Origin of the sequence: Niallia sp. MER 6, from assembly GCF_023714395.1 — a bacterium.
GTDB lineage: Bacteria > Bacillota > Bacilli > Bacillales > Cytobacillaceae > Niallia.
On sequence record NZ_JAMAUK010000019.1, the window covers coordinates 1 to 23,808 of the forward strand.

A 23,808-nucleotide genomic window follows, 5' to 3' on the forward strand; every position below is an offset into this window, starting at 1 on the left:
CTAATTGAAGTTTAAATTCAGCTGTAAAAGTTCTACGTTGGCGCGGCATTGTACCAAGCTCCTTTGGGTTAGTATGTTTAGTGTACTAGCCCTTATAAATTCTGTCCAACTTAGTGTAGCCGATTCATGGGTAAAAGACTAGAGCAATAGGTGGTTTTTTATTTTTCATCCAGTATAAAAACCTTCCTAAATTACATATGAATTCATACCAGATTACTATAAAGAAATATGAGATCATTGTTACAACATATGTTACAATAATTGCTTTTAGAGTAATATTTTGAAAACCATCGTTGTATTGATATAAAAAGACAAGTGAGAAATAAACTAAATTTATATATAGGAAGATAATGAATCTCGAAATTTTGAACATTTTATCACTCCTACTTCAAATAATTTAAGTTTTAACATTCACTATAAATGAAAACAACCAAGTACTATAAGCTAGTTAATTTAATAGTAATTGGTTGTTAAACGAATGAGTGCCAATGTTAGACCTCCATGATCCAAAGCATTCGAACTACCTCTTTTAAGCAATACTTTTCATATTCTTACCAAATGACTACTTGACCATCCTCCTTCCAAATAGGTCATTTCGTCTTCTTGTATCCCACATAATTTTTGGGCATAAATAGCTCCATTCTCACTTCCTAAAAATCTTAATTTCCAAATACTTATTGTACGTAAGGTTGTTCTCAACCCTAATAATTATGACCTTTATTTCTATCACTCCATTACATTAATCACATTTTTTTAGCAACAATTCCACTATGTCAATTTGTTTCTTCTTTTAACTCTTTTTATCCTGTATGTTCACAAAAAATACATAAACATTTAAGTCAATTACATTACCTATACTCAATACTCTCTTTAATTTACGGGTAATATCTCACAGAAAATTAGAATTAAATGTAACCATTTCGATTATTGCTCCGATAGTATAATTGTAATAGAATATCCTATGTCTTGCTTCAGTTTACCGATGTATTCCTCGCTTTACAGTCTCTTGCTAAAAGAGAATTAATTTAGCACAAACAACGGAAGCTTTTATTAAAACTAATAATATTTTGAGTAGGTACCGCCCACTATCAGCTTTGGTTGCAGTAATCTTAATTTTCCGTAAAAGATCTCGCTGAGATGGTAATTAAGGAAAATTCTCTACTTAATAATAGATATAATTTCTTTACCAAATGAGTACAAAAAAACAGCTGCTTTGATTCTCACAGCTGTTTCCGCACATATTACATACCGGTTTTATATTTCTTTTCACTCGAAGAGGTGCTTTTACTATCAAGCTTCGCTTTTTTTTCGCGCCATTCCTCTTTTACATACTCCATTGGAATTGCATCAACGGTTTGTTCACTTTCAAATTTATCAAAAAGGCTTTCGTTTTCTGTCGGATACTAATCAGGCTTGTCTATGTTTATTTGTTAATCTTGAAGCTTCATATGAATCTTATGAGGTTTTAATTGATCATAATACAGAATTCACAGGTGATATAACTAGTATGGAAAAATTAAAAGAAAAATTTGATAAAGATGACAAGTTCGATGCTAGCCTATGGGTAAAAGATAAAGGCAAAAATAGCGACATCAACTATAAGGTAGTCACGAAGATAAATATATTAGTATAGAAGAATCTTAACTTCCACTAGCAACAATAATCAATTGATATTAAACTAAGAATTACAAAAAGCTAATCACTTTTATCTTTCGAAAACGCAACGTATTGTCTTATTTACTATTAAAAAGCGTATAATAAAACTTCCCCTTCATAAATCGGCGAATTAACTAATGCAGAAAGCTTATACCTCATTATTTCTGCTGCTTCCTAGGGTTTAAGTGAACCCTTCAGCTGTATCAACGTTTAGGCACTGGCATTCTATCGTGAACATCTAATGTAACATCGTTTAGTTTTGTCGTTATAATCGTGCAGGTTGCAGTGGATTCCCATCTTCCTTCCACACACCATAAAAAACTAGCAAAAGTAAAAGGTATTTTATCTTTTCTTTAAATTAATATAAAGAAGGACTTATCTCTAAAAGGCTAAAATTCTGCTTTGTATCTCGATATTCCCACCATTCTTTATCATAGCCAACAAAGCCCGCCTCTTTCATAGCCTTATCCATTATCTTATAATATTTTTCTTGCTCACTATTACGCTTATAATTTCTATAAGCTTTTGATGAAAATTCATCGAATTTACTTTGCATAGGTACTTCTTTTCCATTTTTCAAGAAACATATAGTCATATCAATTGTAGCACCCAGTTGATGCCCCCTAATATTTGTTGGATCAGGCTTTGCCACAAACTTAGAATTAGGATACGCTTTCCATAATGTTTCTTGTGCCGCATAAGGACGATATGCATCCCAAATCTTGATTGTATAACCTTTCTTTTTTAATATTGCATTAGCTTTAGCTAATTTTTCTGCCGAACTTTTTCTTAAAATTGCTTGATTGAAATTATATATTCTTTTACCAGTAAAGTTACTTTTCGTATTATATTTTAAATCTACTATAATACTCTTATCTAAATTTTTCACATTAGTAAATTCTGAACTTTTCTGATTTGATTTTTGCATAACATATTTATTACTTACATATCCTGTCTTCTTATTAAAATTAATCTTATACCATCCGCCGGATGTTTTACTTATGACTGTAATTTTTGTTCCCTTTTTTACAGTTCCAATAGATTTGTAATTAGTTCCCGCTCCATTTCTAACATTTAAGGAGCTTGCCATTACAATATAAGAAGTTTTACTTGATGTGGAACTTTTGCTTGATGTTGATCCAGAAGATTTATTTGATGTTGAATTGCTAGAAGGCTTGTTTACTTTTACATAGCTACCACTAACGTATCCGGTTTTACCCTTATAAGTGATTTTGTACCAACCATTTGATTCCTTTTTCTGTACAGTGAGTTTCGTATTTTTCTTAACGGAACCAATCACTTTATTTTTCGTACTTTTACCACTTCGGACATTTAGGGTGCTTGCTGTCACCGTATATGTAGTTTTGCTTGAGGTTGAGGCTTTTGAAGTAGAGCTACTTGATGAAGTGGTTTTTTTAACGTATGAGCCGCTGACATAACCTGTTTTATTTTTGTATTTAATTTTATACCAGCCATTAGACTCTTTCTTTTGGACACTTAATTTTGTTCCTTTTTTTACTGAACCAATTATTTTATTTTTCGTACTTTTTCCGCTACGGACATTTAACGTGCTTGCTGTTACAGTATAGGTTGTTATACTCGCTGCTTCAACTGTTAATGGTTTTGCAATGAATTCCTCTCCTGTAACAAACCCAGAACTTATTACCAAGACTGTTACTAGAATTACAATAGGTTTTTTCCATTTTTTCAATACATCTCACTTCCTTTCTCAATTTGTAATTTTTACAATTAAAAGGACATAATCTAATTCAAATTATTTTTCTCATTATTTATGTCCTCAATTAATATTTTCCTAATCCAGATTCAGGTGTTTGAATAATAACAGGGTTCTTATCAGGTTTTAGCCATTTTAATATATTTGATACATTTGTTTTGGATGTAGCAGTACATCCAAGCGTGTATCCAGACTTTCCTGCTACATGAAAGAATATAGCACTACCTTTGCCCGCAACTGGTTTATTTGTATTGTAATTAATAACAAAGCCCAGGTCATATTCTGCGATATTCATTTTCTCCGCACTCTTCCATCTTCCTTTGTTTTTTGAAGCTTTCTGCCAAGTGTTATAAAGAGAAGACTTCGGATCATCTACCCATACATCATCACTGGTTATTTTCCGATAAGGTAGTTTAGTACCGGGATTAGCTCCACGCCCAAATGCTGTTCCTATTGTGTACTTACCAGTTGGAGAAGCTTTCGAGCTTTCTGACATCTTATCTGTCATTCCATCCTTGCCAACCACTCCAGAAATAGAATGCACTTGTTTCCACTTTCCATTAGCTTTTTCAAATGTACGGATAGTTGCTGATTTCGTACTAGAATTTGCAGCTGTTACTAAAATTACTTGTTGGGATTTCCCAAGTGTCTTCATACTATTCACTTGATCTACTATAGACTTTTTTGCTTGAGTTTTTGTTGTTGATGAGGATACCTTTACGTAAGAACCACTGACATAACCTGTCTTACCTTTAAAGGTAATTTTGTACCAACCATTAGATTCTTTCTTTTGTACAGTTAGTTTTGTATTTTTCTTGATTGAACCAATTACCTTAAACTTTGTACTTTTACCACTTCGGACGTTAAGGGTACTTGCTGTCACTGTATAGGTTGTTTTACTTGAGGTTGAGGCTTTTGAAGTAGAGTTACTAGTTGAAGTGGTTTTTTTAACATACGTTCCGCTGACATAACCTGTTTTATTTTTAAACTTAATCTTATACCAGCCATTAGATTCTTTCTTTTGAACACTTAACTTCGTTCCTTTTTTCACTGTACCAATTACTTTGTTTTTTGTACTTTTACCGCTTCGGACATTTAACGTGCTTGCAGTTACAGTATAGGTTGTTGTACTCGTTGCTTCAACGGTTAATGGTTTTGTAAACAATCCCTCTCCTGTAATAAAGCCCGAACTTATTACTATGGATGTAACCAAAACCGCAATTGGCTTTTTCCATTTTTTCAATTAATTCACTTCCTTTCTATTTGTCTCTATCATTCTAACAACTTTTTCTCACTAAAAATGCATAATTCTACAATGTTCGCAAATTTGTAAGATTTACAGCACCATCTTTCACCATGTGTCACTTCCTTTCCTTGCAAGATATGGATATATATACTGGATTTTCTTTAAGGTACTTTTAGAAACTGGAATGAGAAAAGGCGAAGCAGCTGCTTTAACTTGGGATGATATCGACTTAGAAGAAGGAACGATAAGTATTACTAAAACTCTAGATTTCCAAGCTAAAAATAATGAAGTGCTGTTTGGAGATACTAAAACCTATCACTCTTTCCGTACAATATCAATTAGAAAAGGCTTAATAAAGGATTTAACATTCCATAGAGAATATCAAAATCAAAATAAATTAATATTAAAGGATAATTATATACATGAACTTGATTTAGTCTTATGCAGAAATAACGGAAACTTCATGCCAAAATCAAGCTTATTTAATGCGATGGAAAGGATTTTAAAAAAGGGAGACTTAGATCAAATACCGATACGTGCACTTCGCGTTTCTCATGCTTTATTACTACCTGATTAAGGCAAGCATTAACTATATAGAAAAAAGACTTGGTCATAAAAACTACCAAGTCACTGTTGATATATATACATATTTCTAAGAAAATCGAGAAAGACACCTTTGAAAAATATGAAAACCATATGGGTAATGTTTTAGGTCATTAGATATTTCGGGGGGCATTTTTGGGGCGTTTGTTCGTCTGCAAAAAGCAACTCTTAAAACCCCCTATTATTAGAACTCAAAACCCACTTATATGCAACGAATTCCAAACCCAGAAGTACTGCTAATACTCTACTATAATCCCTAGATCTCTTTCCCTTCGTCTTTCTAGCGGAGATAAAACTATTAAATTCACTAAATTGTAATAAAATTTTATGTAAATAGTATTATGAAACTATTTTCTAATACTTTATTACAGAATTCTAAAACTAAATAAATTGACTGAAAAATATGATAATATATCACGTACCGGTTCATTAATCTGTTTTAAAAGTCGGAGGGGAAATAATTTGTTTAAGAAAATATCTACTTTTGCCTGAGCTGTCTTTATAATTGGAGTCAGTTTTAACTCAATAAGCAGCTATTCTATAATCAAGTGATATTACAACTTAATTCAATTAAGGAGCAGATAAAGAACGATAAAAACATGACAGAGGACGAAAAACAGCACTTTAGTTTGCAAGGGACAGATATTGTCGAAGAATTTTTAGCAAATGATCCAGACTTGGTTGCTGACAAAACCTCTACTAAATTAATAGTTTAAATGAAATTGACAGTCTTTTATATGATGTTGCAAAACAAAAAGGAAATACTGCATTCGGTAAGGAATCTAAAGGAAGTGCGTCAAGAGCTAAAAGCAGTTGGAGTGGAAAAAGTGATATCTTGATAAGTTTTAAGGCTAAAACAGGTGGTTTTGCTCATGGTCATGCTGGTATCTTAAGTACAACTAAAGATAAAGTAATTGAAGCGCTCCCTAAATCAGGAGTTGTACCTCAATCTGCCACAAAGTATTGGTCAACCGTTTCTGATGAACAACAATATTATGTAAGAAATGCACCTGATAAATCATATATCAATGCTGTAAATTATGTAACGAATCACAATGGTATTGCTCAAAATTAGTTTATAAAGCTTGGAAGTCTGCTGGATACAGTATTGGAGGTGGTGAACCAATATTAATAACTGTTTTACCTTATGATATAGCTGCAGATTATGACACCGTTTCATATAAAAAAAATCCATACTAAGTAACCTTGATAATCGTGTGCAATAACTGTACACGATTATCTGTTTAAATGCTTTTCTATATTATCCTGACGGAAGGAGAATGATATGAAGTTTTTCCTAGTAATTTCACTTGTATTTACACTAAGTAGTTGTATCCAATTAGAAAAACCTGTAACTGATATAAGAAAGTTTGCTTTAGAAAAAAATAACGGTTATTTGCTATTTCATTTCCATACACCTTTTACCCAAGATGGATATATAAAACAGATTGACTTAAATGGAAATGAAATTCAAAAGTACAATATAGAAGATTCACTCTTCGCTCCTTCAGATGTATTTAAATTTGATAACAATTTTTATTTTGCCAGCGGTGCATATTCAAATGACAATAAAGTTATTAATTATAATCCCCAAACAAAGAAAATGAGTTTGATAGAAACAAAACAAAAAAAATATATAGAAAAGTATTTTAAAAAAAGTAATTCTGAATATATAATAACTATTCTTGATTCCAATAATCAGAATGAATATTGCGATATTACTTTAAAAAAATGCAATTACTTATCAGAAGCATTCAGAACACATGATATAACCGTACTAGAAAATTATGTAATTGCGGTAGGTATAAACAAATCTGCAATTAATGATCAAAAAGGTATCTTACAAATTAAAAAAATGGATAGTAACTTTAAACCTTTAGAAGAAATACACTTGGATAATATGCCTAATTATTTTACTTATACTAGTCCAGATGAAAAACTTTATTTATTTATGTTCAATGGAGATATAGTTAGTATAGACAGCGACTTAAATATCAAAAAATTTCCATTCTATTCTTTCGCTCCCTTTTCTGGTAACCCTAAGATTATAACTTATAATAAAAATGTTAGCATAGACAATAACACAATACTAATAAACTTTAAACTAAATGATGAAGATAAGTCCTATCTAGCTAAATTAAACTTTGATAAAGCTACACCTACGATGCAAATCATTTCTAGTAATACAGATGAACAAATATTAAATGTTGATGACTCAAAACCCGAAGTATATACACGTTCATACGTAAATGATAAAACAATAATTACAGTAAGAGATATTACTACTCTGAAAGTAATAAAAACTATCCTACTAGAAAGTGACGATCCAATTTATTTTGTAGATAATATTGAATAATAAAGTGATAAAATTCAACAGATTTGAAAATGTATTCATCTCATGACCACTAGTTTATTGGATATTCAGGGTTAGGATATTAGCAATTGCTCAAAAAACAACTTTATAAATAAGAAAAGCCCTGACACCAACAGTGTCAAGGCTTCTTCCTCTTAGTACATTTCCATGTACTGGTCACGTTCCCATGGATGCACTTGTGTGCGGAACATATCCCACTCAATCTCTTTAGCTTCTACAAAGTGTACGAAAATATGCTCTCCTAAAGCGTCAATCATTGTTGGATTTTGCTTTAGTTCTGTTAATGCGTCTGCAAGTGTTGATGGCAAATCAACGATGCCTTCTGCAAGGCGTTCTTCTTTGCTCATGATGTAAATGTTGCGGTCTACTGGTGCTGGCGGAGTCAATTCGTTTTTGATTCCGTCAAGGCCTGCTGTCAGCAATGCTGCCATAGCTAGGTATGGGTTTGCTGCTGGGTCTACGCTGCGAACTTCTACGCGTGTGCTTAGACCGCGTGATGCTGGAATACGCATTAATGGTGAACGGTTGCGTGCTGACCATGCAACATAGCATGGTGCTTCGTAGCCTGGCACCAAACGCTTGTAAGAGTTTACTGTTGGGTTGGTGATAGCTGTGAAGCTTGTTGCATGCTTATTGATTCCAGCGATGAATTGAAGAGCTGTTTCGCTCATTTCTAATTCTGTGTTTGGATCGTAGAATGCGTTTTGACCGTTCTTGAATAAGGAAAGGTTACAGTGCATTCCTGATCCGTTTACGCCGAACAATGGTTTTGGCATGAATGTTGCATGCAATCCGTGTTTGCGTGCGATTGTTTTTACAACCAATTTAAATGTTTGGATTTGGTCACATGCTGTGATGGCATCCGCGTATTTGAAATCGATTTCGTGTTGTCCTGGAGCTACTTCATGGTGAGATGCTTCAATTTCGAAGCCCATTTCTTCAAGCTCAAGCACGATATCGCGGCGGCAGTTTTCACCAAGGTCTGTTGGCGCAAGGTCGAAATAGCCTCCGTTATCGTTTAATTCAAGGGATGGTTGCCCTTTTTCATCCAATTTAAACAGGAAGAATTCTGGTTCAGGCCCTAAGTTGAAATCAGTAAAGCCGAGGTCTTCCATTTCTTTAAGTACGCGGCGCAAGTTGTTGCGCGGGTCCCCTTCGAATGGTGTACCGTCTGGATTGTAAATATCACAGATTAGTCGTGCAACTTTTCCTTTTTCTGCTGTCCATGGGAAAACTACCCATGTGTTCAAATCTGGATACAGATACATGTCTGATTCTTCGATTCTTACAAATCCTTCGATGGAAGAGCCATCAAACATCATTTTGTTATCAAGGGCTTTATCAAGCTGGCTGATTGGAATCTCAACATTCTTGATAGTTCCTAAAATATCCGTAAATTGAAGTCGAATGAATTTTACATTGCTTTCTTGTGCAAAACGTTTGATATCCTCTTTCGTATAGTTCTTTGCCACGGCTATTTCCTCCTCTTAGTCCCTTTAATATCTATCTCTGAAAAAATCGAGATCCTCCCTGTCCCATTGAATTGCCGCCATTATTAAAACGTCCAGCATTCAACAGCTCCTTGCGCAAAAGTTTACGCAAGTCTTCATCTGTAAGCTCTCTGCGAGCCTTTTCAGCTTCTTTCTTTACATCTTCTGTAAGTACTTGCTTTTCCTTCACTGAGAATATTTGTTTAATTCCAGCGAGGTTAACACCTTGATCGATTAGATCCTTAATTTCCAATAGTTTGTCAATATCCGTTAAGGAAAAAAGTCTTCTGTTGCCATCCGTTCTTGCTGGAGCAATTAATTCGTGTTCTTCGTAGTAGCGAATTTGTCGAGCGGACAGCTCCGTTAACTGCATGACAATACTAATTGGGAATAGAGGCATCGACCGACGAATTTGACTACCAGACATAGCGATTCGGCTCCTTTAGATTAAATTTACCCAATTTCATTATAGTTTTCGAGAGATTTATTGTCAACAAATGTTACAATTTCTAACCTCTGGATGCAGCTCTTTTTTTAAATTGTTATTAGCTTTTGTTCAAGCAGTCTGTTTACTGCCATACAAACAGCGATTTTCACATGCGAATATGTCAATCCACCCTGCACATAAGCAACATATGGTGGTCTGATTGGACCATCAGCAGTAAGCTCAATGCTCGCACCTTGAATGAATGTTCCTGCTGCCATGATTACATCGTCTTCATATCCTGGCATATAGTTAGGATATGGCGTTACATGGGAGTTTACAGGAGATGCGAACTGCACTGCCTGGCAGAATGCGACCATTTTATCCTTATCATCAAATTGCACAGCTTGAATTAAATCTGTGCGCGGTACATTCCATTTCGGCGATGAATTCATGCCGAGTTTTTCTAAGATTGCCGCTGTAAACACGGCACCCTTTAAGCTTTGGCCGACAACATGGGGCGCAAGGAAGAATCCTTGGTACATTTCCTGCAGGCTGTATAGAGAGGCTCCTGCCTCCGCTCCGATTCCCGGTGATGTCATACGGTAAGAGCAGGCTTCTACAAACTTCTCTTTCCCGACGATATAACCGCCTGTTTTGGCAATGCCGCCACCTGGGTTCTTAATTAACGATCCTGCCATCAAATCAGCGCCAACATGGCAAGGCTCTAGAGCTTCTACGAATTCACCGTAGCAATTGTCCACGAATACGACTACATCTGATTTAAGCTCTTTAACAAAAGCAATCATTTCCTTAATTTCTGCAATCGTGAATGACGGTCTTGTTGCATAGCCTTTTGAACGCTGGATGCCGATCATCTTCGTATTGCTTTTAATGCTTGCTGCAATACTCTCAAAATCCGGGCGGCCGTCCTCTTTCAAGTCAACACTGTTATACGAAATGCCGAATTCCTTTAATGACCCTGTGCCATTTCCTCTGATTCCGACGATTTCCTCTAAAGTATCATAAGGTTTTCCTGTAATATAAAGCAGTTCATCCCCAGGACGAAGCACACCGAACAAGGCAATGCTGATTGCATGAGTGCCCGAGATAATTTGAGGACGGACAAGTCCTGCTTCACCGCCGAACACTTCTGCATAGATTCTTTCAAGTGTGTCTCTGCCAAGATCATCATAGCCGTAGCCTGTAGACGGGATGAAATGAGATTCACTCACTCTGTTATTTTGGAAGCTTTGCAGAACTCTAAATTGATTTTCATCAATGCGCTCATCGATTTTTTTATGAACCTCTTTAACTTGTTCCTCTACCTCTCCGACAAGTACTCGGAGTTTATCGCCAAATGTTAATTGATCGTACATTTCTGTTCTCCTATCGTGTTGCTTTATAAGCTTTTAACTGTCCTGACAAGCTGCTGTCATGTAAACAATAGCCTTTACATGAGTATTGCTGCTCCTCTTCTTCAAAGGCAAGGCTTCTTAGGATAGTCTCATTTTTCAGCTGTGCCAGCAGCTTGCCGTTGCTTGCTGGAACGACAACTTCATAATATTCCATATTCTTGATCATCGTGTCTTCAATTCTCTGTTTCAGACTCATTCTGTCGTCAGCATTCAAAGCGCTGATTTCAATGCTGTCGAGCTTAGAGCTTGGCACGAAATCTGAATGAACAAGATCACGCTTGTTGTAAACAGTAATTTGCGGAATTGCCGGAATTTCCAAGTCTGCAAGCAGTTTATGCACTGTTTCTTCATGCTGATAATATTCTTCATTCGACATGTCGACAACATGCAGCAGCAAATCTGCTTCTCTTACTTCCTCTAATGTGGAACGGAAGGCAGCGACAAGCGTTGTTGGCAAGTCTTGAATAAAACCAACTGTATCAGTAATAAGCGCGCTGAAGCCGCTCGGCAAGATCAGCTTCCTTGTCATTGGATCAAGTGTCGCAAACAGAATATTCTCTTCAAAGGAATCAGCTTCTGCCACGCGGTTAAACAGTGTTGATTTACCAGCGTTTGTATAGCCGACAAGCGCAATTTGGAAGGTTCTGTTGCGTTTTCTTCTTTCCCGGTATCTGTCACGATGCTCCACAATGACATTTAATTGGCTTTTAATATCATCAATTCTGCGGCGGATATGCCGTCTGTCTGATTCGAGTTTTGTTTCACCAGGACCTCTTGTACCGATACCGGCACCGAGTCTGGAAAGCTGGAGTCCTTGTCCGCCAAGGCGCGGCAGCAAATATTGCAGCTGCGCAAGCTCGACTTGCAGCTTACCTTCCTTTGAACGGGCTCTGCCTGCGAAAATGTCCAAAATTAATTGGGTTCTGTCTATGATACGTGCTTCAATGTTTTTTGAAAGATTGCGGACTTGGCTTGGGGACAGTTCATCATTAAAAATAATGATATCTGCATCCAACTCTTCAGCCAATGTCTCCAATTCTTCGACTTTCCCTTTACCTATGTATGTTGAAGGATGGATCCTGTCTCGATTTTGTGTCAAGGAAGCGACAACTTCACCGTGTGCGGTTTCCGTCAAGGAAGCGAGTTCTTCCATTGAATATTCAAATCTTGCTGTGTCATCTGTCGTTTGACAGCCAACAAGAATAACTTTTTCTGTCGATTCTTTTGTTTCGTTCAAAAGAAAACCCTCTTTCTACCTTTTAAGATTATTATAGCAAAAATAACGCTTACTTTCCTGTTCCTGCAACTAGTAGTATGCGATTATTTCTCCTTTAATAAACACGCTTCGCCACTCGCATTCCTTTACAGTAGCATATTACTTGTCAGAAAAACAGCATTTTTTCACAGCCTAACTATTCCTATTAAAACAGACATAAAAATACGAATATATATAAGAAAAACAGGAACATTAAGTTTCCTGTTCCTGTTTTTAGCCTTGTTTAGAAGCCGTTATTCATGAAGGGCATCTCTTCTTTTTGAATGGCTGCTCCTTCGTAAATAAGATCATTGCTTCTCAATGTCATCAGCTCATGCTTGTCATAGTTGCCCTGCATAAGCAAGCGCATGCTTTGAGCACGGATAGACTTTTCTAAAACATTGCGGATATACCTGCCGTTTGAGAAGCTCCGTCCATTTTGCACAGTTCGTACATAGGTCAAGTGTGTTTTCAATGATTTTTCTGCTTCATGGCTCAATGTATACTCCCGCTCAACCAGCATTCTTTTGCCGATTTCCATCAGCTGGTCTGTCGAGTAATCTGGGAAATCGATGACTAAAGGAAAACGAGAGTGAAGTCCCGGGTTCAATGATAAAAAGAAGTCCATTTCCCGTGAGTATCCTGCCAGAATTAAAATAAAGTCATGCTGTTTATCTTCCATATGCTTAACAAGTGTATCGATTGCTTCCTTGCCAAAATCTTTTTCCCCACCCCTGCCTAAGGAGTACGCTTCATCAATAAACAAGATGCCGCCAAGGGCCTTTTTTACAAGATCTCTTGTTTTTTGGGCGGTATGACCAATGTATTCTCCGACAAGATCGGCTCGTTCTGCTTCAATTAAATGTCCCTTAGACAGAACATTCATTTTTTGAAACAACTTGCCAATCAAGCGGGCGACTGTCGTTTTGCCGGTGCCGGGGTTTCCTTTGAACATCATATGAAGAGCTTGCTTGCCTGCCTTCAGACCATGCTCCTCTCTTTTTTTATTTACATAAATCCAGGCATATATTTCTTTAATCATTTTTTTCATTTCGTCCATGCCGACAAGACTGCTTAACTCTTCTTCTATTTCCTTAAGTGCGCTATGCTCACTAGTCATTTTTTTCGGTATCGATTCAGCTTCTGGCAATTCCTTTGGAAGAACCTTCTTTTTCTGCGAATTGATCACAACACTTATCTGTCCATTATTCTTCATCCGGATCGGATGCTCCAAAAGCCACACCTCCTAACGTGGATATGCCTAATTGGCATAAGGCATGTTCGCCTGTTTCTTTTACTCCATAAGTAATATATATTCATGAGTTGACTCATTCATTAGTGAAATTTTAGATATTTACTAAAGTTAAGGGGAAAAAGACGAGTGAAGGGAAGGGAAAGTGAGACTCCTATTTACACAAATGAGACAGCGAAGACAATTACTGCAAGCTTTTTTTTAAAAAAAATTCCAGGCTTTACGCCTGGAATTTTCTTATGCTTGTGTGCCTTCCAGATCAATCTGGACGTTCTTTTGCGGTGCAAAAGTTGAAATAGCATGCTTGTATACTAACTGTTGCTTTCCTTCAGATTCAAATAAAACAGTGAAGTTGTCGAAGCCTTTTATAAGTCCGCGAATTTGAAAACCGTTTAGTAAGAACACTGTTACACTAGTACCATCTTTACGTAATTGATTTAAAAATTGATCTTGGATATTTACTGATTGCTTCATGAAAATCCTCCTCTTTTCTCTCTGTTATTATGTATTCGCTTATTTTTTTAGCATTCCTTCTACATAGTGCGAAATTTCCATTATTTTTTTAGAAATGTCATTTGAAATGACACTATCTGTCATATCAAACCATTTTACACTCATTTTATTGCGAAACCAAGTCAATTGCCTTTTGGCATATCTTCGCGAATTTTGCTTTAATTCAGCGATTGCATCTTCCAATGTTGATCTATCTTCTAAGTACTTATATATTTCCTTATACCCGATCGCTTGGATGGATTGGCAATCTTTAAGGCCTGCATCATAAAAATGCTTCACCTCAGCGAGCAGCCCTTCAGCCATCATTTTATCAACACGGCTGTTAATTCTTTCGTATAGGAGCTCTCTGTCCATCGTTAAGCCAATAATGGCTGCATCATAAAGCATTTCCGGGCTTTGGTTTTCTTGAAGCTCTGAGACAGGTTTGCCTGTAACATGATAAACTTCCAGCGCTCTAATGACCCTGCGGACATTATGATGATGGATGCTTGCTGCTGTTGCCGGATCGACCTGTTCGAGCATATTATGTACCTCTAAAGTGCCTTTTTGTTCGGCAAGTGCTTCTAATGATTTCCGATAGTCTAAATCTGTAGGCGCTTCTTGAAATTGATAGTCATACAGCACCGATTGAATATATAGGCCTGTGCCGCCGACAATAAAGGGAAGCTTTCCGCGGCTTTTAATTTCCTCAATCTTGCTGCGGACTAGTGTTTGAAACTCAGCTACAGAAAAGGCTTCATCTGGATTGACAATATCAATCAGATGGTGAGGAATACCTACCATTTCTTCCTCTGTAATCTTAGCTGTTCCGATATCCATTCCTTTATAGATTTGCATCGAATCGCCGCTGATGATTTCTCCATTGAATCTTTTAGCCAATTCAATGCTTAAGTTCGTTTTCCCAACAGCTGTTGGACCAATTAATACGATTATTTTTTCCTTATCTGTCAAACCATTCAACTGCCTTTTTTAACTTTTTAGCACAAGTAATCTTGACTTTGTTTATTGTACCATAAATGCTTGCCATAGTTTAACATCTAACCATTATTGCCTGGGTTTTGCGGAAATATACCAAGATTTGAGGCTTAATCTGTGATAATTTCTTTATTATTTGTTCCAAGAATAACAATTTTATAAGGGTCATCACCAGTGACTTCTTTTATTTTTTTGTTTTCCAAAAATATAGCAATACTTCTTTTTACTTCTCGGGCAATTTTCTCTCTGTCCTTGTCAGCATTAGTCAATTGCAGATTTATTTCTATTTTCATTATTCCGCCAGTAGAATATATGTTGATATTTTGGAATAAGTATTCTTCTTCCATAAGAAAAGCTGTGTTTATAAAGTATCCGACATTATTCCAGCGGCCTTGTTTTTCTTGTTCCTTATAGCTGTATTCTTCGAAAATTAGTTTCCGCTTATCTTCGTACTCCTCCAGCACAGTTTCAGCAATATTTTTAACTTTTTGTTTTTTGTCTGCTTCTAGTTCCGTCGGAATATGGATATACCAGGCGTCAGCTGTCCAAAAGACCCAAGAACCATAGCCCCCCATTTCTACATCGATTTTATTTAATAGCTTGTCCGTTATTTCAGATGAAATGTCTGTTTCTTCGTCTGCCTCTGCGTCAACCTCCTCTATGTCCGCTTCCTCCATTACGTAAAATTGTGGTTCTAAATAATAGGAAAGGTTTCTTTCTTTCATTTCATTTTCAACCATTGTGATAATATCCTTTTGCTTCGCTTCGTTTTCTTTCCCTTCTATGTCCAAATAAGCATATTCGACCTGACTATCTATGTAAAAACTCACATTTTCAAAACCAGCTTCACTAATTATCTCAGCAATTTCATTTTCTATTTCTGTTATTCTGCTTGACTCGTTATATAACTTCATTAAATCGAGACCAGGCTTAACCTCTGCTTCCGCTTTAAGCGTCTCATTAACTGTACCACCAAGAAACAGAAACAAAAGCACAGCAGCCACTGACAGCAGCCGTTTTTTCTTGAAAGCATGCTTTTGTTCGTCATTATTTAAAGAGGATATCTCTATATCTCTCCATTCATTTCGCCACTGCTGCTGCAAATTTTGAGAATTTTCAATTGCAAACGAAGAAGACTTCCAAATTGGCAGCACAGTCATTAGTTGCTGCTTCCCTTCTTTTTCAGAGCAACCCATAATTTTCGCAAGTTGTCGGATATTAAAACCTTTATAATAATACAGCACGAGCAGCAATCTTGCTGGTTTGTCCACTTTCTGCAAACTCAGGGACAAAGGCTTGTTTTTTCTATATTCCCTATCATGGTCTTTCTGTTTATATGGTGTATTTTCTAATTGTTTGCAGAACAGTTTTAGCAGTGTTAGTTCAGACGTGATGGGAAAAAGAGCGTTTCTTGCTTCCTTTTTTGTTTCTTCTATTAAAAAGGCAGCTTCCGCTTCCTCATCCGCCACCATTCTTGCAATTATTTTAAGCTCTTGATATAGGAAAGTGATCTCTGCCTGCTTTTTATTCATACTCGCCAATCCACTACTCCCTTTCTATTAAACAATTCCAACTCTTAAAACGATAGTTTTGTATAGAATTCCATCATTACCATTTTATAGGGAGGTTAAAGAAAAGTCATTAAATTGTGACATTTTAAATAAAAAACTGTTTTCCTCGCGCATGAAGGAAAACAGTTAGGAAGAATGATATTTTTAGATTTTCAGCATTCTGTCTAATGCTAGCTTTGCCAGTTTTGCAACCCCTTCTTCCACAACAATACGATTGCTCTCAAATCCGTCCTCAACTGACTCAAGACACCACACAAAATGCGGCAAGTCAATACGATTCATGGTCAGGCATGCGCACATATATGGATTTAAGCTGATAATATGCTTGTCAGGATGTTGGTGCATGATTCTGTTCACTAGGTTCATTTCTGTGCCAACCGCAAAGGAGCTGCCTGGTGTTGCTTTTTCTATTTCGGTGATAATGTAATTGGTTGAGCCTGCCATATCGGAAAGGGCAACGACTTCACGGCTGCATTCTGGATGAACAATTATTTTCATGTCAGGATGCTGTTTTCTTACTTGCTCGATATTTTTTGTCGTGAAGTTTTCATGCACAGAGCAATGCCCTTTCCACAGGATTACCTTTACTTTTTCTATGTCGCCCTCATATTGTAAGCTGCTTTGAATCGGGTCCCAAACAGCCATGCTATCAAGGGGGATGCCGAGCTTATATGCTGTGTTTCTGCCTAAATGCTGGTCTGGCAAAAACAAGAGCCTTTCCTTTTGGGTTAGAGCCCACTCTACCATCTTTTCGGCATTGGAGGAGGTTACTGTCGCACCGCCGTGTTCTCCGACAAATGCTTTAATGGCGGCTGTTGAATTGACGTATGTTAATGGGATAATCGTATCGCCAAATTGGGCCTGTAGCGCCTCCCACGCCCGATTTGTTTGATGGATGTCTGCCATATCAGCCATTGAGCAGCCTGCTCTCATGTCAGGCAAATACACCTTTTGCTCATTCGTTGTCAAAATATCGGCTGTTTCTGCCATAAAGTGGACACCGCAAAAGACGATAAACTCAGCCTTTCGGTTTGCGGCAGCCACTTGAGCTAGTTGGAGACTGTCTCCTGTTGCGTCGGAAAACTGGATAACCTCATCTTTCTGATAATGATGTCCTGGAACAAACAATCGGTCACCAAGCTTCCGTTTTACAGCCCAGGCTCTTTCTTCCAGTTCTGTCACGTTCATGGTTAAATAATGTTCTGGTATTTGTCTTTTGTTTGCCTGAAGGCTCTCTAGTAAGTTCATAAGCTATCTCCCCCTCCTATTTTCTCTAGTCCAGTTTTACTTGGACGCTAATATCTAGCGCTTGTGCAGAATGTGTTAAAAAGCCTAGTGAAATATAATCAACACCACAATCTTTATAGGAAGCTAAATTGGCTAATGTTATGCCGCCAGACGCTTCTGTTGTCACTGTTTCCGGAACATGTGTAATCCAATCTGCTATTTCAGCAGGTGTGCGGTTGTCAAACATGATTACATCTGCTCCTGCTGCAAGTGCCTCTGTCATTTGTGCAAATGATTCTGTCTCTACTTCCACCTTAACCATATGGCCAATAGAATTTTTGACTGCCCGAACGGCCTCCGTAATACTGCCAGCAAAAGCAATATGGTTATCCTTTATCATGACGGCATCGTATAAACCAAACCGGTGATTAAATCCGCCCCCGACTGTGACGGCGTATTTTTCAAGCATTCTTAGGCCTGGTGTCGTTTTTCTTGTATCGCATATTTTTGTATAGCCGCTGTTAAGTGCTTCAACTGCCTTGTTTGTAATGGTAGCTATACCGCTCATTCTCTGAATCAGATTAAGAATAACTCGCTCTCCTTTCAGCAAATGGACAACAGCGCCACTAACGGTTGCAATTGGCTGACCAGGCTCCAGTTTTTGACCGTCTTCTACATGCAGTTGGATCTTGATTGAGTTATCAAGAATAAGAAAACCTTGTTCAATTATGTCTGTTCCGCAAAAAATGCCACTTGCTTTGGACAGGAATATAATTTCTCCTGTTTGTTTCTTTGGAAAAATGATGTCTGTTGTTAAGTCCCGATCGCCAATATCCTCCATAAAAAATTGTTCAAGTTGCTGTCGCAATTTTAGCTGATTCATTTGCCACACCCTTTTCTTCGTATCGATTTAAAATGATTGTTTTCTTTCTCCAGCTGTCTGATTCTTGTGGATAATCACTGCGATAGTGACCGCCTCTGCTTTCTGTCCTTTGCAAAGATGCCTTTGTGATTAACTGTGCTGTCAGCACCATGAAGTATGTCTCATACTCTTCCTTGGTGTAATTGGTTGTATGCTCTTCTCCTTTTTCCCCGCGCAGCAAAGACTCTAACCAAAATAAATGGTCTTGCAGTTTTTGCTCTGTCCTCACAATCCCGACTGCTTCCATCGTTCTTTTTTGCAGTTCCTTTCTGCTGGGAAGCTTAGTCACATAGTGCTGGCGGGAAGCCGCTTCCTTCCAGGCAGAAGTTATACAGGGCTGTTCATTCAGCCGGTTCGCCAGCTCGCTGCCCATATACAGTCCTTCAAGCAAAGAATTGCTGGCTAAACGGTTAGCACCGTGCAAGCCAGTGCAGGCTGCTTCGCCAAGTGCATAAAGGCCGTTAATCGATGTTCTGCCCCCTAAATCTGTTTCAATTCCGCCCATTAGGAAATGGCAGCCTGGAGCAACCGGAATTCTGTTTCGTCGCAAATCAACGCCATGCTGCTGACATAAAGAGGAGATGGCGGGGAAACGGGCTGTAAAGTTTGGTACAGTCGATATATCTAAATAAACAGATTCCCCTGCTTGTAAGTATCGATAAATCTCCTGTGAAACGATATGTCTTGGAGCTAAGTCGCCTAAAGGATGGACTCCCTCCATAATCCGAACTCCCTTTTCATTTACAAGCACCGCACCTTCTCCTCTGACCGCTTCAGAGACAAGCCCTGCGGTTTTGCCATTTAAATACAGCAAGGTCGGATGGAATTGAATAAACTCCATGTCTGCGATATTCGCTCCTGCCAAATAAGCGAGCGCTATGCCGTCGCCTGTAATAGTTTGGGCATTTGAGGTATATTCATAAACCTGGCCGCAGCCTCCCGTGGCAATAATTGTCTGGTCTGCATAAAAGCTTTTCTCTGTACCATCATCCAGAATGCCTTTTGCACCAATGCAGCTGCCGCATTCTGACAGAATCAGCTCATGAACTAACACGTTTTCCGTCACCTTTACATGCGACGGCATCGTTGCTGCGAGGAACTCCATTACCTTTTTCCCTGTCTCATCTCCCCCGCTATGGACAATTCGTTTTTTCGAATGAGCTCCTTCCATGCCGAGATTCCAGCTCCCTGTGACATCTTGATCAAATTGACAGCCCGCTGCCGCCAAATCATGGAGAAGAATTGGTGCCGCACTGGTTACCTTTTTGACAGCATCGGCATGGTTGTGGAATCTGCCTGCTTCCAAGGTGTCAAGGGCGTGCAGCTGAAAACTATCATCAGCACTTATGCTTGCGGCAATTCCACCTTGCGCTAAGTAAGAATTGCTGCTGAAAATGGTGCCTTTTGTGAGAATCATCACATTTAAATGTGGAGAAAGCTTCCGTGCCAGCTGTAAGCTAGCCATTCCACTGCCAATTATTAATACATTTACCTTCATCTTTAACCCTCCTGTTTTAACAGGTGTCTTGACACATATATTTACATAGATTTACACTATTGACAAGAGTTTTTTTAGAAAAGTCTTGGAAGGGTGAGGAAATGATTTACTTGGATTATGCAGCAACATGTCCCCTTGATGCAGATGCTGGCAAGACCTATATCGAGGCAGCAAGCGACTATTTTGGAAACAGCAGCAGCCTCCACTCTATCGGCGGAAAAGCAACTGATTTATTGGAAAGCTGCCGGGAGGAAATGGCACGCTTGCTTAGCGTTGAAAGAGTAGGCATATACTTTACAAGCGGCGGAACAGAAAGTAATTTTCTCGCAATCCATGCCCTTTTGTCTGTGAAAAAAAAGGCAGGCAATCATATTATTACAACAGAAAGTGAACATTCTTCTATTCACGGAACGATGAAATGGCTGGAAAAGCAAGGGTACGAGATTACGTATTTGCCACTATCACCTCAAGGAATGGTTGATGCCGATTTGCTGCAAGCTGCTATTAAGCCGGAAACAGTGCTTGTGTCGATTCAGCATGTTAATGCAGAGATTGGGGCAATTCAGCCGATCGCAGCAATCGGCAAAATCTTAAAAGAAAAAGATATCTATTTTCATAGTGATATGGTTCAAAGCTTTGGGAAATTAGATATAAGCTCCATTTCTAATACAGTGGATGCCTTGTCGATTTCAAGCCATAAGTTTTATGGACCAAAGGGAATTGGTTTAGCGTATGTCTCCCCCTTGATTCCATGGACTGGCTTTCTTCCTGGCTCTACTCATGAAAAGGGCTTTAGGGCAGGAACGGTGAACATTGCCGGGATTGCTGCAATGACGACAGCCGCACAAAAATCTGTACGTACATTAGCAGCAGAAAGGGCGCATTATCAAGGATTAAGAGAGATGGTGCAAAAACGGGCAAAACACAATGTTTCATTAACTGTATTTCAGTGTGAACACCAGCTTCCGTCGATTATTGGGATGAGGATTCATGGATTAGAAGGCCAATGGACAATGCTTGAATGCAACAGGAGGGGATTTGCGATTTCAACAGGAAGCGCATGTCAAACAGGACAACAAGCTCCTTCCAAAACAATGAAGGCAATGGGGCTATGTGATGGAAGTGCAAAAGAATTTATTCGCATTTCATTCGGCAGACAAACAAAACCTGCTCATGTGGAAGCCTTTATGGAAACAGTTGAAGCACTTGCAGTAAAATAAAAAAGAGAGGGTCGCTTTTTCAGGCGATTCCCTCTCTCTTGTCCAATGCCTGCCAATAAATCTTCCAGCAAGCCTCGAGCTTTTCTTCTGCTTTTTTTTCTGTATGGTCATAAACGAGCTCAACCATAATACTCATTAGAATACCTGTATAAGCAATAGTCAACGACCTTGCGTCAGGTCCTGTAATTAAATCTTCGTCCAGCCATTTTCTGAAAGATTGCTCAAGCATGTTTTCTTGGAGTACTTCTACCTCAAGCACCTCATCTAAAATCGTTTCATATAGATGGCTTGGCGGAAAGAAGCTCATGCGCAGCCAAAACTTCAAGCTTTGGTTTTCTTCAAACATTTGCTTAACTGCTACTAAATAGCTATATAAAAATGTTTTCGGACTACTATTTTCCGTCTCGCTGAAATAAGCTTGCTTCATCTCAATTTCAGCTGCTTTCGCCTCTCTAAGTACCTCAAGAAACAAAGCGTCCTTACTGCTGAAGTGTGAATAAATGGAAGATTTTTTTATACCGACCTCTTCGGCAATTTTCGAAAGGGAAGCTCCTTCATAGCCAGACTGTGTGAAATACTTGAGGGCTGCTACCTTTAAATCGTCTTTTTTCACCGTACTCCTCCTTTAGCCAATTAACTTTAAGCCGATTGCCGCTGCTAAAATAAGTCCGATGAATAACAGCCTTTTTGCTTCGCGCGGTTCTCCGTACAGGAACATGCCGAGCAGTGCTGAACCGACTGTGCCGATTCCTGTCCAAACACCGTAGGCAGTTCCCATCGGAATAGTGTTCATAGCATATGATAGCAGAGAAAAGCTGCATGCAAAACCGATAATCAGCAAAACCACTGCATCCCATTTTTTCATGGCTGCCCTTTTCATGTTCACGACACCGAACACTTCAAATAATCCTGCTCCAACCAATGCTAACCAAGCCATTATGATCCTTCCCCTTCTGTGCTGTTTTCGTCTGTGACTAGCTTTAAGCCGACGACTCCTACAAGTAATACAACAACAAGCACAAGCTTTATGATGCGGAATGGTTCACCGAAAAAGACCATTTCCGCAATGACCGTCCCCATTGTGCCTAGGCCTGTAAATACAGCATATACCGTTCCTACTGGCAGATATCTTGTCGCATATATTAGCACGACAAAGCTGATGATAATTGCAGCAATAGTGCCTGCCCACTCTATTACGCTGTTGGCATGCTTTAAGCCGGACACCCACACAACCTCCATTAAGCCTGCGGCAAGCACCATTATCCAATGTCGATTCATTGCTGTTCCTCCTTCACAAAATCACCTACCGACCGTTCGTTAGTATTATTTCACATCAATAATTATAAGTCAATACTTTATGCTCACTCTAAAAACAACAACAATAATAGGAAACATACTATAAAAAGCAGCGGTTTTCAAACAATTGTCCAAAACCCGCTGCTTTTTATATTGTTATATTATCGCTAATAGGTTGGCCAACCGCTTGAATCCCAATACAAATCATTGATCAGCATTGTCGGCATACCATTGTTCAGTGCATCATAGGAATGACGGACAATGATGTTATTGTTCAAAATATCAGAATGACCCGGCCCTTTCCAACGGTCATTGCCTGTATCAAAAATCGTACCGCCACCATTTAACATATTGACACCATTCTTATCTACATAAGGTCCAGTAATTGATGTAGAACGGCCAACCGCCATTTTATATGTGCTGTTCACACCTTGACAGCAGCTGTCAAAGGATACAAATAAATAGTAATAACCGTTACGGTAAACGATATTTGGCGCTTCAACTGCACCATTATTATTCGGCCTTGATGCAATGGAATACAAACTGCCTGTCGGCTTCATCGTTGTCTTGTCAAGACGAGTCAGCTTGATGCCACTCCAAAATGATCCGAATGACATCCATGGATTTCCATCTTTGTCAATGACAAGATCGCCGTCGATTGCGTTATAATTATTCGACGAAGTGGAGCGGATAACAAGACCATCATCGCGCCATTGTCCGGACGAGATACTTGGTGTGGAAAGCAATCCGATTAACGATGTGTTAGAACCAAAGGAAGATACAGAATAATACAGCCAGTATCTTCCATTATAGTAGCTGATATCTGGTGCCCATTGGTTTTTCTCATAGTTAGGCACATAATTAGCCCACCATGCTGGAGCAGTCGGGAAAATCGTCGGCGCTTGATACCAGTTTGTGCCGTTATCTGAACGAAGCACTCTAATGCCATTTGGGCTTCCAGTTCCAAATGTATACCATGTGTTGCCTTCTTTTATGATAGACGGATCATGTATTTGCAAATCTCCTGTTAAATTCCAAAAGCTGGCTGACGCTGAGCTAGTGATAGAGAAGCAAGCAACAAGGACAAGTAAAGCAATTTTAAACGAAAATTTTTTCCCTTTCCTTTTCATCGT

At 38.4% G+C, this 23,808-nt stretch carries 23 protein-coding genes; 5 read left to right on the forward strand and 18 right to left on the reverse strand.

What is annotated here, in order from left to right; translation table 11 throughout:
* Positions 1 to 1,507 precede the first annotated feature (1,507 nt).
* On the forward strand, positions 1,508 to 1,633 hold the full coding sequence (locus M3600_RS29030) for a hypothetical protein (protein WP_282581428.1): 126 nt from the start codon (positions 1,508 to 1,510) through the stop codon (positions 1,631 to 1,633).
* Between the two features lie 226 nt (positions 1,634 to 1,859).
* Here the strand turns inward: M3600_RS29030 and M3600_RS29395 are convergent, their stop codons facing one another.
* From M3600_RS29395 to M3600_RS19170, 3 genes are all read right to left on the reverse strand, one after another.
* Positions 1,860 to 1,997 carry an SOS response-associated peptidase family protein gene (locus M3600_RS29395; protein ID WP_350494198.1) on the reverse strand — a complete coding sequence of 46 codons (138 nt, stop codon included), beginning with the start codon at positions 1,995 to 1,997 and terminating at the stop codon, positions 1,860 to 1,862.
* A 17-nt stretch (positions 1,998 to 2,014) separates the two neighbouring features.
* A complete protein-coding gene (locus M3600_RS19165) occupies positions 2,015 to 3,367 on the reverse strand; it encodes an SH3 domain-containing protein (RefSeq protein ID WP_237941281.1) in 1,353 nt (450 codons plus the stop codon).
* 91 nt (positions 3,368 to 3,458) lie between these two features.
* Positions 3,459 to 4,634, reverse strand: coding sequence for an SH3 domain-containing protein (locus tag M3600_RS19170; protein ID WP_251647103.1), 1,176 nt, complete (start codon positions 4,632 to 4,634; stop codon positions 3,459 to 3,461).
* 187 nt (positions 4,635 to 4,821) lie between these two features.
* Between M3600_RS19170 and M3600_RS19175 the strand changes: the two genes are divergently transcribed.
* From M3600_RS19175 to M3600_RS19185, 3 genes are all read left to right on the forward strand, one after another.
* Positions 4,822 to 5,214 (forward strand): site-specific integrase, encoded by a 393-nt coding sequence (locus tag M3600_RS19175; RefSeq protein ID WP_237941279.1) that lies wholly within the window; start codon positions 4,822 to 4,824, stop codon positions 5,212 to 5,214.
* Between the two features lie 861 nt (positions 5,215 to 6,075).
* Positions 6,076 to 6,315 carry a hypothetical protein gene (locus M3600_RS19180; RefSeq protein ID WP_251647105.1) on the forward strand — a complete coding sequence of 80 codons (240 nt, stop codon included), beginning with the start codon at positions 6,076 to 6,078 and terminating at the stop codon, positions 6,313 to 6,315.
* A gap of 210 nt (positions 6,316 to 6,525) precedes the next feature.
* Complete coding sequence (locus M3600_RS19185) at positions 6,526 to 7,596, forward strand: hypothetical protein (protein ID WP_251647107.1); 1,071 nt, start codon at positions 6,526 to 6,528, stop codon at positions 7,594 to 7,596.
* Positions 7,597 to 7,748: 152 nt separating this feature from the next.
* On the opposite strand, the gene glnA is transcribed toward M3600_RS19185, so the two are convergent.
* The 11 genes from glnA to nadB all read right to left on the reverse strand — a co-directional run bounded on the left by glnA (position 7,749) and on the right by nadB (position 20,159).
* Entirely contained in the window at positions 7,749 to 9,086 is a 1,338-nt protein-coding gene (gene glnA, locus M3600_RS19190; RefSeq protein WP_233314163.1) for a type I glutamate--ammonia ligase, read from the reverse strand.
* A 31-nt stretch (positions 9,087 to 9,117) separates the two neighbouring features.
* Positions 9,118 to 9,531, reverse strand: coding sequence for a MerR family transcriptional regulator (locus tag M3600_RS19195; protein WP_233314164.1), 414 nt, complete (start codon positions 9,529 to 9,531; stop codon positions 9,118 to 9,120).
* Between the two features lie 107 nt (positions 9,532 to 9,638).
* Entirely contained in the window at positions 9,639 to 10,907 is a 1,269-nt protein-coding gene (locus M3600_RS19200; RefSeq protein WP_233314165.1) for a methionine gamma-lyase family protein, read from the reverse strand.
* A gap of 10 nt (positions 10,908 to 10,917) precedes the next feature.
* Positions 10,918 to 12,183 (reverse strand): GTPase HflX, encoded by a 1,266-nt coding sequence (gene hflX / locus M3600_RS19205; RefSeq protein WP_237941277.1) that lies wholly within the window; start codon positions 12,181 to 12,183, stop codon positions 10,918 to 10,920.
* A gap of 262 nt (positions 12,184 to 12,445) precedes the next feature.
* Positions 12,446 to 13,435 (reverse strand): stage V sporulation protein K, encoded by a 990-nt coding sequence (gene spoVK, locus M3600_RS19210; RefSeq protein ID WP_233314167.1) that lies wholly within the window; start codon positions 13,433 to 13,435, stop codon positions 12,446 to 12,448.
* A gap of 255 nt (positions 13,436 to 13,690) precedes the next feature.
* Positions 13,691 to 13,927, reverse strand: a complete 237-nt coding sequence (gene hfq / locus M3600_RS19215) for an RNA chaperone Hfq (RefSeq protein ID WP_127742850.1) — start codon at positions 13,925 to 13,927, stop codon at positions 13,691 to 13,693.
* Positions 13,928 to 13,966: 39 nt separating this feature from the next.
* Positions 13,967 to 14,917, reverse strand: a complete 951-nt coding sequence (gene miaA, locus M3600_RS19220) for a tRNA (adenosine(37)-N6)-dimethylallyltransferase MiaA (RefSeq protein WP_251647109.1) — start codon at positions 14,915 to 14,917, stop codon at positions 13,967 to 13,969.
* 134 nt (positions 14,918 to 15,051) lie between these two features.
* A complete protein-coding gene (locus tag M3600_RS19225) occupies positions 15,052 to 16,482 on the reverse strand; it encodes a hypothetical protein (protein ID WP_251647110.1) in 1,431 nt (476 codons plus the stop codon).
* A gap of 174 nt (positions 16,483 to 16,656) precedes the next feature.
* On the reverse strand, positions 16,657 to 17,760 hold the full coding sequence (nadA, locus tag M3600_RS19230; protein WP_251647112.1) for a quinolinate synthase NadA: 1,104 nt from the start codon (positions 17,758 to 17,760) through the stop codon (positions 16,657 to 16,659).
* A gap of 25 nt (positions 17,761 to 17,785) precedes the next feature.
* Positions 17,786 to 18,622, reverse strand: coding sequence for a carboxylating nicotinate-nucleotide diphosphorylase (nadC, locus tag M3600_RS19235; RefSeq protein ID WP_251647114.1), 837 nt, complete (start codon positions 18,620 to 18,622; stop codon positions 17,786 to 17,788).
* A complete protein-coding gene (gene nadB, locus M3600_RS19240; RefSeq protein ID WP_251647116.1) occupies positions 18,591 to 20,159 on the reverse strand; it encodes an L-aspartate oxidase in 1,569 nt (522 codons plus the stop codon). The genes nadC and nadB overlap by 32 nt, the downstream gene beginning before the upstream one ends.
* 101 nt (positions 20,160 to 20,260) lie before the next feature.
* Here nadB and M3600_RS19245 point away from each other — a divergent pair, with 101 nt between their 5' ends.
* A complete protein-coding gene (locus M3600_RS19245) occupies positions 20,261 to 21,379 on the forward strand; it encodes an IscS subfamily cysteine desulfurase (RefSeq protein WP_237941274.1) in 1,119 nt (372 codons plus the stop codon).
* A 19-nt stretch (positions 21,380 to 21,398) separates the two neighbouring features.
* Here M3600_RS19245 and M3600_RS19250 read toward each other — a convergent pair whose 3' ends face one another.
* The 4 genes from M3600_RS19250 to abnA all read right to left on the reverse strand — a co-directional run bounded on the left by M3600_RS19250 (position 21,399) and on the right by abnA (position 23,805).
* On the reverse strand, positions 21,399 to 21,992 hold the full coding sequence (locus tag M3600_RS19250; RefSeq protein ID WP_251647117.1) for a TetR/AcrR family transcriptional regulator: 594 nt from the start codon (positions 21,990 to 21,992) through the stop codon (positions 21,399 to 21,401).
* Between the two features lie 12 nt (positions 21,993 to 22,004).
* The gene (locus M3600_RS19255) at positions 22,005 to 22,316 is read right to left on the reverse strand and encodes a DMT family transporter (RefSeq protein WP_245399861.1); all 312 of its coding nucleotides are present in this window, start codon (positions 22,314 to 22,316) and stop codon (positions 22,005 to 22,007) included.
* On the reverse strand, positions 22,316 to 22,657 hold the full coding sequence (locus M3600_RS19260) for a DMT family transporter (protein ID WP_233314175.1): 342 nt from the start codon (positions 22,655 to 22,657) through the stop codon (positions 22,316 to 22,318). The genes M3600_RS19255 and M3600_RS19260 overlap by 1 nt, the downstream gene beginning before the upstream one ends.
* Positions 22,658 to 22,842: 185 nt before the next feature.
* On the reverse strand, positions 22,843 to 23,805 hold the full coding sequence (gene abnA / locus M3600_RS19265) for an arabinan endo-1,5-alpha-L-arabinosidase AbnA (RefSeq protein WP_251647118.1): 963 nt from the start codon (positions 23,803 to 23,805) through the stop codon (positions 22,843 to 22,845).
* Between the last annotated feature and the right edge of the window lie 3 nt (positions 23,806 to 23,808).